This window comes from Pseudonocardia parietis (assembly GCF_017876315.1).
GTDB lineage: Bacteria > Actinomycetota > Actinomycetes > Mycobacteriales > Pseudonocardiaceae > Pseudonocardia > Pseudonocardia parietis.
Window position 1 is genome coordinate 6449616 of record NZ_JAGINU010000001.1, and the last position, 12233, is coordinate 6461848.

Sequence of the window (12233 nt, forward strand, 5' to 3'; positions counted from 1 at the left end):
GAGCTTCCGGACGAACGTCCGGGCCTGGTAGAGGGCGAGCAGTGGGAGGACGATGAACAGGATCGTCGCCACGATCGGACCCGCCGGATACGCGTACCACTCACTCATCGCTGCCTCCACTCGTCGCTGCTGCTTCCGGTCGTCGCTGCTGCCTCACTCGTCGCTGCTGCCTCACTCATCGCACTGCCTCCGACAATCCGGACTGGGCCATACGTTCACGGCCGAAACCGTTCACCTGGTAACGGAGCATGAGCTTCTCCCCGCCCCCGCCCCCGGCCCCGGCCCGGGAGGGGTCGACGTCCGCCCCCACCTCGTCGAGGAGACCGCCCGAGTAGAGGTCGGTGAGCGTCAGCCGGACGGTCCCCGCCCAGTACTCACCGGACACCCCGTACTCGTCCTCGACGGCCGCGACCACCTCGTGGTCCCAGAGCGGACCGTCCCGCAGCAGCTTCTGCAGGACGAATCCCTTGATGTGCACGCGGGCCATCAGCTCGTCCCGTCCGTGGTGAGGGGCGCCCGGTGCCTGCTGGGCACGGAGCGGATGACTTCGAGGACGTCGCGGCGCTCGGTGAACAGGATGAAGCTGCCGAGCACCGCGATGAGGGCCCCGATGATGAACTCGACCCCCGGGAGCTCCAGGGTGAACACGAAGATCCAGACCAGGGACAGCGGCCCGTACAGGGCGGCGATCGCCTGCCCGCGACCGACCCCGATCAGCGGGAAAGACTTGTACCAGGACACATAGCAGAACCCGAACGTCAGGCCCAGCAGGACCATCAGCAGCAGGACCGGGCCCGAGGTGAGGGCCGCCCCGACGGCGGACCAGAACGCCCCGCCCGCGAGGATCGAGGCCAGCGGGACCGCGATCACCAGCCAGAGCGCCACTTCGGCCGTGAACCGCAGCGGGAGCCCGATGTCGGGGTCGCTGACGTCGAGTGCCCGGCCGGCGATGGCCCCTTCCAGTCCCCAGCCGATGATCGCCATCACGCCCCCGACGTAGCCGAGCAGGCCGCTGCCCTCGTCGGCGGCGAGCCCCGGAGCGAAGATCACGACGCCGCCCAGCATGATCACGGCGATGCCGAACGCGGCCCGCTTGGTGATCGTCTCGCCGTACCAGGCCCGCGCGGCGAACGCACCGACGATCGGGTAGAGCAGGGCGGCGACCGCGGCGAACGCCGTCCCGACGTAGGCGATGGCGAGGATCGACCCGAAGATCGCGAGCATCCCGGCGACACCGGCCGGCAGGTACCAGCGGGAGATCCGGGGCTGCATCAGCGTCCGGCCGTAGTCACTGATCTTCCCGAGGGCGCCCATCCAGACGAACATGGCCAGCAGGACGGCGATCGCGTTCAGAATGGTGATCACGAGTGCGGCCAGCAGGTAGTTGTCCGTCAGGCCGGCGAACGGTTCCACCTCGTAGATCACCGTGCCGGGTACGTACCAGGCTCCCCAGAGCACCGCGCACCACAGCGCCCAGATGAAACCCCATCTGACCTGGCGGTTCCGGTGTTCCACACGTAATGCGGCAATGCCCTCAGTACTCGGCATGGGTACCTCCCGGCCGATGGTGGGGTGCTGCGTCGGACGCAGCTGTGGAGGACGTTCAGGTGTGGTGCTCCGGCCCGGTCACGTCGATGCCGTACTCGGCGCCGGCGTCGAGCAGGACGTCGAACAGGTATTGGCCACTGGAGCGTTCGCAGTGCAGCAGGTAGGAGGGTGTGGTGGTGTCGGGGTCGTCGTCGCGGATCAGGTCGGTGGCCAGGCCGGCGACCGAGGTGCGCAGCGCGGCGCCGGCCGGTGTGGAGTCGTGGTGCAGGTCGATACCGCAGATCTTGGCCAGGACCTCGGCGCTGCGCCGGCCGCGCAGCCGGATCAGGGCGCGGCCGTGGGTCAGGTCGAGCACCGACACGAACTCACCCGTGGCCTGTGCGGCATGTTCGAGGTGGTCGCGTAGGGGTCGGGCGGTGGCGGGTGGGCCGATGATCAGCCATTCCCCGGGCCCGGACCCGACGGCGAGTACGGGGTGTCCGGCCTGTTCGGTGCGCACCGCCCGCCCGAACCGGGCACCGACGATGTCGCGCAGCGCCCCACCGAACGGGCCGCGCACCAGGACTTTGGCCCGGGCGGATTCGTCGGTGAGGGTGAGGTCGGCGGTGCTGCGCCGGGCACTGATCTGCCATCCGTCACGCTCGACGGGATCGGCTGCGGTGATCGGGGTCCGGGCCACGACGGTGTCAGGCACGTTGGCGTTCTCCCTTCGGGTCGAAGTGCGCATGCCCTTCGATCACCCGCGCGGTGATATCGGCCCCGTCGGGTAGGTGCACGGTGAGGCGGGTGCCGGGCGCGGCGAGGTCGGGATCGACCTGGCCGAGGCAGATCGAGCGGCGCAACGTCGGTGACATCCGCGACGAGGTGATCCGCCCGGCGATCCGCCCGTCCGACCGCACGATCTGACTGGCCTCCGCGGGCACGATCCGGCTGTCCTCGGGCTGGATCGCCACCAACACCGGATAGTCACCGTGCTGGTGTTGCCAGACGAGTTCGGGTTTACCGACGAAATCGGCCTTGTCGAGTTTGATCAACCCGCCCAGGCCGGCGGTGTAGCCCTGGGACAGCCCATCGGTGTCCTGACCGACGATGAAATGCCCCTTCTCCAGGCGCAGGACCCGTTGCGCCTCCACCCCGAACGCCGCGATCCCCAAATCCCGACCCTGCTCCATGAGGTGTTCCCAGACGTGGAGGCCGTAGGAGGCCGGGACGTGGATCTCATAGGACAGTTCGCCGGTGAACCCGATCCGCCACAGCACACAGTCCTCGACCCCGGCCACGGTCCCGGTCCGGACCTGCATGTAGCCGAACGCGTCGGAGCCCAGATCCACATCAGTCACCCGGGCCAAAAGCTCCCGCGAGCGGGGCCCGGCCAAATTCATGCTCGCGTAGGCGGTGGTGACCGGGGTGACGTGCACCTGCCAGTCCGGGTGCGAGGTCTGCAACCAGTCCTCGACCCACTCCCACACCGTCGCCGCCCCCGACGACGTGGTCGACATCAGGTAGTGATCCTCACCGAGCCGGCCGGTGACGCCGTCGTCCATCACCACACCGTCGTCGGCGCACATCACCCCATACCGCACCCCACCCACCGGGAGTTTCGACCACTTGTTGACATAGAGCAGGTTCAGCAGCTTCGCCACGTCCGGGCCGCGCAGGTCCAGCTTCCCGATCGGGGTGACATCGATCAACCCCACCCGCTCACGCACCGCCCGCACCTCCGCGGCCGGGTCGCCGTAGTGCTCGGGGCGGATCCACTGCCCGGCCACCAACGCCGTCGCGTCGTGACGTTCGTGCCAGGGCTGCATCGGGGAGTGGCGCACCGGTTCCGGGACCCGCCCGGCCAGAGCACCGAGCGTCACCGGCGCATACATCGGGCGCCACGTGGTGGTGCCGGTCTCGGCGATACTGCGCCCGGTCGCCTCGGCCAACACCGCGACCGCGTTGACCGTCTCCAACTTGCCCTGCGTCGGACCCATCGTGACCGTCGTGTAGCGCTTGACCAGCTCGACGGAGTCGTAGCCCTCCTTCACCGCACTGACGATGTCCTTCGACGACACGTCCTCACACAGATCCACGAACCCGTGCGTGCTGCTACGGAACAACTCCGGATGCGGAGCCGGGCGCAACGGCGGCACCGGCCGTGGGGTGTGCGCCTCGCCGGTGGTGGTGGCGTGGTCGGGGCGGGTGGGCAGCTGTGCGCGGGTGACATCGGCGGTGTGCGCGGCGCGGCGGGCGGCTTCCTGCCCGACCGCGTGACCGTGGGCGACCAGGTCGTCGACCGTGCCGTCACCCACCACGCCTCCCGCGGCCAGCACCGTGTCCGGGAGGACGGCGGGGTCGGGGACGAAGCGGGCCGAGCCCGGGTCGTAGACCGGCAGGTCCCCGGCCATGTTCAGCAACGACGTCGGCGCGGTCCACCCCGTCGCGGTGACCAACAGGTCACACGCGATCTGCGAACCGTCGGCCAGTGTCACCGAACGGACCCCGCCCCGGCCTTCGGCGCGCACCACGTGCTCGCCGCGGCGGGCGTCGACGACCGCGGCGATCTCCACACCGGCGCGCCGCAGGTCCTCCACCGCCGCATCCCCGGAGCTGTTGGCGCTCATCACCACCGCCCGCTGTCCGGGGCGCACCGCATACAGGTTGATCAGGCGCCGGACCGCGGTCGAGAGCATCACCCCGGGCAGATCGTTGCCCTCGAACACATACGGGCGCTCGATCAACCCCGGCGCGACCACGAACGACCGCGCCCGCGCCTTGATCAACCGTTCGAACACGTGCGGCAGCCCGCGCTGCACGATCGGGACCCAGTTGTCGTCATAGCGGGCCAGTGCCACCGAGTTGGTGAGGACCTCGATACCGGGCTCGGCCGCGACCTGCGCCCGCAACTCCCGCAACGCCGCCAGATCGCCGGCCGTCCCCCAGCGCAGGTGCCCGCCGAGCTGGTGTTCCTCCTCGACCAGCATCACCTGCGCACCCGTGCGGGCTGCGGCCACGGCGGAGGCCATCCCGGCCGGGCCACCGCCGGCGACGACGACGTCGGGGTGGGCGTAACGCTTGTCGAACACCGCACCGGACGGCTCCGACGACACCGTGCCGGCGTGCACGAACTGGCGCAGGACCTTCTCATACATCGGCCACAACGGCTCGGGCTTGATGAACGTCTTGTAGTAGAACCCGGTCGCCAAAAACCGGCCCACCAGACCGTTGACCGCCTTCAGGTCATACTTCAGCGACGGCCACGTGTTCTGCGACCGCACCTCCATCCCCTCGGCCACCAACCGATGCGCGCCGCGCACGTTCGGCTCGTCACCGACCTGGACCATGCAGCCCGGGTCGTGGAAATCCGCGGTCTGGATCCCCCGCGGGCGGTGGTACTTGTAGCTACGCGACAACACCCGCTCCCCAGCCGCCGCCAACGCGGAGGCGATCGTGTCCCCGGGGTGCGCGGTGCAGGGTTTGCCGTTCCAGCGGAACTCCAGCAGCCGGGAGCGGTCGATCACCTCACCGGGCTGCGGAGCCAGCCGCGCCGGGGCCGTCGTGGTCGTGGTCGTGGCCGCGGTCATCAGGTCGCCCCCTGGGCCCGGTGGGCGTGGTGGGAGTTGGTGGCGGTGTCACGCTCCACGGCGAAGTACCGGCGGCACCCCGCCCGGTGATACCACGACTCCGCCACCGTCCCGAGCGGGTTCGACTTCGCATACAGGAACCGGCGCCACTGCTGCGCAGACACCGTCTCCACCTCCGGGCGCGCCCGACGCTCACCGCCATAACGGAACTCGGTCACATTGCGCGGCCCGCACCACGGGCACGACAACACCATCATCAGCGTGTTCACCTCTCCACAGCCGCGCGCGCAGCCGGAAACAGTCGGTCGGGTCGGTCGGGGCTCGGCGACAGGCCGCCACCCGGGCTAGTGGCCCACCGCGGCAGCACCCTTCTCACCCACCAACCGGCCCGCGGCGAACCGCTCGATACCGAACGCCGAAATGATCTCCGGGGGGCGGCCGTGCGCGATGCAGTCGGCCATCGCCTCCCCCGACACCGGACCGGCCTTGAACCCGTAGGTCCCCCACCCCACATCGACGTAGAAACCCTCCACCCCGGTCGGGCCCATGATCGGCGAATAGTCCGGCGTCATGTCACACAGACCCGCCCACTGGCGCAGCAACCGCATCTTCGACAACGCCGGCATCAACTCCAGCACATGCCCGCCCAGGCCCTCGGTGAACTCCAACGACCCCCGGATCGAGTACGACGCGAACGGATCCACACTGGCCCCGAACACCAACTCACCACGGTCGGTCTGGCTGACATAGACGTGCAACGTCCCGGACACCACCACCGTGTCCAGGAACGGCTTGACCGGCTCGGTCACCGCCGCCTGCAACGGGAACGTCTGCACCGGCATCTCCACCCCGGCCATATCCGAGATCAACGTCGACCAGCCCGCCGTGCAGTTCACCACCACCGGCGCCGAGACCCGCCCCCGGTCGGTCTGCACCCCGGTCACCTTCCCGCCGTCGACGTCGATACCGGTCACCGTCGTCTTCTGATGAATGTGCACCCCGTGCGCATCCGCCCCACGCGCGTACCCCCACACCACCGCGTCGTGGCGCACGATCCCACCCGGCGGGTGATACAGCGCCCCCAGGATCGGGTACCGCGCATACGGCGACACATCCATGTGCGGGACGAGCTTCTTCACCTCGCCCGGGTCGATCACATCCGAATCGACGTCCTGGAGCTTGTTGACCTCCGCCCGCCACCGCATCGTCCGCAACGACGAGTCGTTGTGCGCCAAGGTCATGTGCCCACGCTGGGAGAACATCACATTGAAGTTCAGATCCGCGGCCAGATGCTCATACAACTTCACCGAACGGTCATAGAACCGCACACCCTCCGGCGTCAGATAGTTCGACCGCAGGATCGCCGTGTTACGCCCCGAACCACCACCACCGATATAGGACTTCTCCAACACAGCCACATTCGTGATCCCATGATTCACAGCCAGGTAATACGCCGTCGCCAGACCATGCACACCACCACCGATGATGATCACGTCATAGGTATCGGCGAGATCATGACCCCGCCACGCCCGCGGCCACTGCGCATCCGACACACCATGCTGGAACAAGCTCCACGCGGAGTAACCACGGAGCTTGCCGTTCCCGTTGGTGCGGGACACGCCATTGGTCGATCCGTCCACGCAGTGCCTCCAGGCTCGTGGTGGTGTCGATCAGGTGTGACCGGGAGCATACGAGTTGTGGTGAACGACGTCCACCAGTAGTGGACGTTTTTTGCGGGCGCTTCACCGTCCGACCGAAGATCGCCGGCCGTGGCAATCCGCCACATGAGGGTTCTACCAGCAGATGCGTACCGAAATGCCCGCTCGGAACCTGCCCGGAACCGCCCGTGACGAGCCCTCGACGAGGTCGTCCGAGACACAGGGGTTGTCACCTGTGAGTAAACGCGGTCTACTCGGCTGGGCTGTACCAGGTGTGGCCGTGCTCACGCCGGGCCCAGATGCCCGAGACCTTCGGAGGTCCAGACAATGCCGACCGATCTCGACGCCCACCTCGATCAACCAGGACGCGACGACGCCATTCGCGAGGTTCGAAGCAAGATCGATGAGAGCGGCGTCCGCTACATCTACTTCCAGTTCGTCTCGGTCACCGGCCGGATCATGGGGAAAGGAGCACCGACCGCGCACTGGGAACGCTTCGCGAACAAGGGATTCCAGCTGGTCTACGGATCGACTGCCAATCTCTTCATCGACCGCCACGGCGAGTACATCGGGTACGGGGCGGAGGCGTGCGAGCTCATCGGCCTGCCCGATGTCGAGACCTTCCAGGTCCTGCCCTGGGACCCGAAGACGGCCAGGGTCTTCTGCACGCTCTTCCGCGGCCGCGAGGAGCCGGAGGAGCCGGGCGCGTTCCTGACCTCAGACTGCCGCGGGAACCTGAAGCGACTCCACGCGGAGTTCGAGCAGCGGACCGGCCTGCACCTGAAGGTCGGTACCGAGCCCGAGATGATGTGGCTCAAGAAGAACGCCGACGGGACACCGTCGGTCGAGGGCATGACCAAGCCGTACTGCTATCACATCGACCAGTTCTCCGAGCTCCAGCCGCTGATTCACCGGGTGATGGAGTACAGCGAGGCGATGGGCCTGGACATGATCCAGGGTGACCACGAGGACGCCCCGGGCCAGCTGGAGCTGAACTGGCAGTTCGACCGGGCAGAGCTGACGGCTGACCGGCTCACCACCTACCGCCAGATCTGCAAGCAGGTCGGCCGTGAGTTCGACGTCTACCCCTGCTTCATGCCCAAACCGTTCATGGGCGTGTCGGCCAACGGGTGCCACCACAACATGTCGTTGTGGGAGCAGGACACGAACGTGTTCCTGCCCGACGGCGAGGACCAGCGGATGCCGAGCAAGATCGGCCTCGCAGCGATCGGCGGGGTGCTCGAGCACCTCTCCGCGCTGACCTGCATCACCTCGCCGACCGTGAACTCCTACCGGAGGTTGTGGGACACCGGTTTCTGGGCCCCGCTCTACGCGGACTGGGGCTACCAGAACCGCACGACCGCGCTGCGCGTGAGCGCCCCCGACCGGTTCGAATACCGGTCCGTGGACTCCGCGGTCAACCCCTATCTCTCGTTCGCCTCGCTGATCGCCGCGATGTCCGACGGGATCGAACGCAACCTCGATCCGGGACCTCCCGAGGAGCGCAACATCTACCACGCCATGGCCGAGGGCAAGGAGGTCAAGAAGATCCCCATGACCCTGGGCGACGCCCTCGAGGCCCTCCGGGCGGACGAGGTCGTCCGCAGCGCCCTGCCGGGCGACATGTACCGGGTGTTCGAGCACTACAAGCGCGACGAGTGGGAGCGCTACTGCGCCACCGTCACGGAATGGGACGTCAAGGAGTACCTCGACATCCTTCCGTGAGCAACCGAAGTTCCGTGACCGCCCGAAGGGAACAGCAGACATGTGTGGGATCGCGGGAATCATCCACCTGGACGGCCCCGGGGACGTCGGCCATGAGATGACCAGAATGCTGCAGTCGATGAAGCATCGCGGCCCGGACTCCTCCGGTTACGCGCTCTACGGTGAGCCGCAGGACAGCCTGGTCATGCGGTTCAAGCTGGCCGACCCGAACGAGACCGGCGACTTCGACTTCTCCGAGCGGCTCGAGCGCAGCCGGCGCGAGGTGGAGTCGCGCCTGTCCAAGATCGGCGCCACGGTCGACCGGATCCAGAGCGAGTCCGCCTACGCCTACCGGGCCACCTTCACGTACGAGGGCGAGCTCAAGCCGCTCGCGGACTACGTCGAGAACATCCCGGGCTGCGAGGTCCTCTCGCTGGGCCACTCGCTCGAGATCGTGAAGGACCTCGGCGACGCGGAGACCGTCGCCGGCCAGTACAGGCTGGACTCGTTCCGGGGTACGCACGCCATCGGCCACGTGCGGATGGCCACGGAGTCCGATGTCGACATCGCCGGTGCGCACCCGTACTGGGCCTACCCGTTCTCCGACGTCGCCGTGGTCCACAACGGTCAGCTGACCAACTACCACCAGTGGCGGCGGCGGCTCGAGCGCTCCGGTCACCGGTTCCAGTCCGAATGCGACTCGGAGATCATCGCCGTCTATCTGGCCGAGCGGATGGCCGACGGGATGAGCCTCGAGACGTCGATGAAACAGAGCCTCGACGACCTCGACGGCGTGTTCACCTACCTGGTGGTGACCGAGACCAGTCTCGGCATGGCCAAGGACGAGATGGCGGCCAAGCCGCTGGTGCTGTACCAGGCCGACAACATGGTGGCCCTGGCCTCCGAGGAGGGCGCCATCCGTGCGGTGCTGCCCCAGGAGATCGATTCGTACGACCCCTATGAGCGGGAGGTGCTGGTGTGGTCGCGGTGAATGACAGGCACGAGGCGGTACCTGCCCGAAAGGGCCTGGGGGGAACCGTCCGCTACGACGCGCGCGGCCTCGTCGAGCCCGACGCCGAGGCGCCCAAGACGTCGCAGATCGACGGCGACTCCGCGGTGTTCGACGCGGCCGACCTGAGCACTCGACAGATCAACCTCGAGCTGCGCCGCCTCGTCTACGACGAGGGCATCACGCAGGTCACCGTCCGCAACCCCGGGGCGAAGCACTCGCTCGCCGTCGGGCTGCTCACCCGGTGCCGCATCACCATCGACGGCAGCCTCGGCTACTTCGGCGCCACCCTCGGCGACGGCCCGGAGATCCACGTGACCGGCCGGGTCGGGTGGGCGCTCGGGGAGAACATGATGTCCGGCGTCGTGGTCGTCGACAAGAACGCCGGCTCGCTGACCGGAGCCGCCCTGCGTGGTGGCGACCTCGTGGTCCGGGGACACGTCGGCGCCCGGACCGGGATCGACCAGAAGGGCGGAACAATCCTGGTCGGCGGCAACGCCGGGTCGACGACCGGGTTCATGATGCAGCGCGGCCGCCAGATCATCTGCGGCGACGTCGGGCCCGGTATGGGCGACTCCATGTACGAAGGTGCGATCTACGTGGGCGGCAAGGTCGCCTCGCTCGGAGTCGACTGCATCGAGGCGGAGCTGACGCCGGAGGACGACGAACTGCTCGACCGGAAGTTCCGCATCTACGGCATGGACCGGCCGGACGCGTTCCGCAAGTTCGTCTGCGGCAAGAAGCTCTACAACTACGACAACCTCGAGCCGTCCGAGCGCAAGCTCGTCCTGTGAAGGAGAGTCATATGGCTGACGAGACAGCGCCGTCCGACAAGACGGTCCTCGGCCACAGCAGGATCTTCACACCCGAGGTCGTCAACGACATCCACATGAAGGCCGAGCTCGGCCGCTACCGGATGCGCGGGGCCGGGATCTTCAAGAAGATCCCGCACTGGGACGAGCTCGTGTTCCTCCCGGGCACGCTCACGCGCTTCGTGATCGAGGGCTACCGCGAGAAGTGCGAGACGAAGACCGTGCTCGGCGGGCGCTTCGCGAAGAAGCCGCTCGAGCTCGACATCCCGATCTACATCACGGGCATGAGCTTCGGCGCGCTCTCGCTCGAGGCGAAGATGGCACTCGCCAAGGGCGCCTCGATGGCCGGCACGGCGACCTGTTCGGGTGAGGGCGGGATGATCCCGCCGGAACGTGACCTGTCGACGAAGTGGTACTACCAGGTCATCCAGAGCCGCTACGGGTTCAACCCGCACCACCTGATGCTGGCCGACGCGGTCGAGTTCTTCATCGGGCAGGGCTGCAAGGTCGGCATGGGCGGCCACCTCATGGGGCAGAAGGTCACCGAACAGGTCGCCGAGATGCGCTCGCTACCGGCCGGGATCGACCAGCGCAGCCCCGCCCGCCACCCGGACTGGCTCGGCCCGGACGACCTGTCCCTCAAGATCCAGGAGATCCGCGAGGCGACCGACTACCAGGTCCCGATCCAGCTCAAGCTGGGTGCCTCGCGCGTCTACGACGACGTGCGGATGGCGGCCAAGTGCGGGCCGGACGTCATCTTCCTCGACGGCGCCGAGGGCGGCACCGGTGCCGGACCGCACATCGCCACCGAGGAGACCGGCATCCCGCTGCTGGCCGCCATCCCCGAGGCCCGCCGGGCACTCGAGGACGTCGGCCTCGCCGACGAGATCGACCTCGTGGTGGCGGGTGGCATCCGCAACGGCGGTGACGTCGCCAAGTGCATCGCGCTCGGCGCCACGGCCGTCGCGATCGGTACCGCCGCGCTGATGGCGCTGGGCTCCAACAAGGAGATCGAGGGCGCCGACTACGAGGGCACGTTCGGCGTCCCGGCGAGCCAATTCTACCACTGGCACACCGGCAAGGACCCGGCCGGCATCACCACCCAGGACCCGGAGCTGCGCAAGCGGCTGGTGGTCGAGGAGGCCGCGGAGCGCGTCTACAACTTCCTGCACACGCTCACCCTCGAGGTCCAGATGCTCGCCCGCGCGTGCGGAAAGACCGACGTGCACAGCCTCGAGCCCGAGGACCTCGCCGCACTGACCACCGAGGCCGCCGCGATGGCCCGGGTCCCGCTCGCGGGGACCAAGTACATCCCCGGCGTCACCGAGGAACAAACGCTCACCGAGATCAAGGATCTGCTGGCCAAGCACATCGCCAACGACACCGGGGGCCGCCGCGATGTCTGATCTGTTCGACCTGTCCGAACGGAAGCTGTCCACCCGGCAGGGAATCGACACCGAGGAACTGACCGGCAAGACGTTCCCCTACCAGTTCGACGCCGCGCTGGTCGACGACGTCGACCTCGACGCCGCCACACCCGGCGACGACATCAACTGGCTGGAGGACATCCATCTGATGGCGGAGGACGGCATCCCGGCCGTCTTCGACCGGTACACCAACGCGTTCCTGAAGATCCATTTTCCGATCCCGGAGGGACGCGAGGACGAGTACGCCCGCAAGGTGCTGATCAAGCACCTGCAGGAGGGCAACTCGTACGGGATCTGGCTGAAGTACCGGCACGCCAAGTTCCCGCAGCCGGAGCTGGGCTCGTGGCTCGCGGGCTCGCCGACCGTCGGCGACCACTGGCAGCCGCCCGTGCTCGAGGGCTGGGAGCCCCCGGCCCACTGACGGGGACGGCCAGGGTGATCACCGGGGTACGACCGGGGTGGCAAGGGCGCCACCCCGGTCGGCCGGAACGGCACGGAGGGGGACT

At 68.0% G+C, this 12233-nt stretch carries 11 protein-coding genes; 5 read left to right on the forward strand and 6 right to left on the reverse strand.

All coding sequences use genetic code 11. From position 1 onward, the window contains the following. Positions 1-175: 175 nt before the first annotated feature. The 6 genes from JOF36_RS30405 to JOF36_RS30430 all read right to left on the reverse strand — a co-directional run bounded on the left by JOF36_RS30405 (position 176) and on the right by JOF36_RS30430 (position 6757). Complete coding sequence (locus JOF36_RS30405; protein WP_210033736.1) at positions 176-487, reverse strand: hypothetical protein; 312 nt, start codon at positions 485-487, stop codon at positions 176-178. Then, a complete protein-coding gene (locus tag JOF36_RS30410) occupies positions 487-1548 on the reverse strand; it encodes a DMT family transporter (protein ID WP_210033740.1) in 1062 nt (353 codons plus the stop codon). The genes JOF36_RS30405 and JOF36_RS30410 overlap by 1 nt, the downstream gene beginning before the upstream one ends. A gap of 55 nt (positions 1549-1603) precedes the next feature. Further along, entirely contained in the window at positions 1604-2242 is a 639-nt protein-coding gene (locus JOF36_RS30415) for a sarcosine oxidase subunit gamma (protein WP_210033742.1), read from the reverse strand. Then, the gene (locus JOF36_RS30420; protein ID WP_210033744.1) at positions 2235-5117 is read right to left on the reverse strand and encodes a 2Fe-2S iron-sulfur cluster-binding protein; all 2883 of its coding nucleotides are present in this window, start codon (positions 5115-5117) and stop codon (positions 2235-2237) included. The genes JOF36_RS30415 and JOF36_RS30420 overlap by 8 nt, the downstream gene beginning before the upstream one ends. Further along, positions 5117-5374 (reverse strand): sarcosine oxidase subunit delta, encoded by a 258-nt coding sequence (locus tag JOF36_RS30425; RefSeq protein WP_210030705.1) that lies wholly within the window; start codon positions 5372-5374, stop codon positions 5117-5119. The genes JOF36_RS30420 and JOF36_RS30425 overlap by 1 nt, the downstream gene beginning before the upstream one ends. An 87-nt stretch (positions 5375-5461) precedes the next feature. Then, the gene (locus JOF36_RS30430) at positions 5462-6757 is read right to left on the reverse strand and encodes an FAD-dependent oxidoreductase (protein ID WP_307862668.1); all 1296 of its coding nucleotides are present in this window, start codon (positions 6755-6757) and stop codon (positions 5462-5464) included. Positions 6758-7102: 345 nt separating this feature from the next. Here JOF36_RS30430 and JOF36_RS30435 point away from each other — a divergent pair, with 345 nt between their 5' ends. Genes JOF36_RS30435 through JOF36_RS30455 form a run of 5 tightly spaced genes read left to right on the forward strand, consistent with a single transcriptional unit; the run spans position 7103 to position 12148 of the window. Then, a complete protein-coding gene (locus JOF36_RS30435) occupies positions 7103-8500 on the forward strand; it encodes a glutamine synthetase family protein (protein ID WP_210033746.1) in 1398 nt (465 codons plus the stop codon). A 40-nt stretch (positions 8501-8540) separates the two neighbouring features. After that, the gene (locus JOF36_RS30440; protein ID WP_210033747.1) at positions 8541-9470 is read left to right on the forward strand and encodes a class II glutamine amidotransferase domain-containing protein; all 930 of its coding nucleotides are present in this window, start codon (positions 8541-8543) and stop codon (positions 9468-9470) included. Beyond that, positions 9458-10282 carry a GltB/FmdC/FwdC-like GXGXG domain-containing protein gene (locus JOF36_RS30445; RefSeq protein ID WP_210033749.1) on the forward strand — a complete coding sequence of 275 codons (825 nt, stop codon included), beginning with the start codon at positions 9458-9460 and terminating at the stop codon, positions 10280-10282. The genes JOF36_RS30440 and JOF36_RS30445 overlap by 13 nt, the downstream gene beginning before the upstream one ends. A gap of 11 nt (positions 10283-10293) precedes the next feature. Next, positions 10294-11706, forward strand: a complete 1413-nt coding sequence (locus JOF36_RS30450; protein WP_210033751.1) for an FMN-binding glutamate synthase family protein — start codon at positions 10294-10296, stop codon at positions 11704-11706. Continuing rightward, the gene (locus JOF36_RS30455) at positions 11699-12148 is read left to right on the forward strand and encodes a hypothetical protein (protein ID WP_210033753.1); all 450 of its coding nucleotides are present in this window, start codon (positions 11699-11701) and stop codon (positions 12146-12148) included. Before JOF36_RS30450 ends, JOF36_RS30455 begins: the two co-directional genes overlap by 8 nt. The last annotated feature ends 85 nt before the right edge of the window (positions 12149-12233 follow it).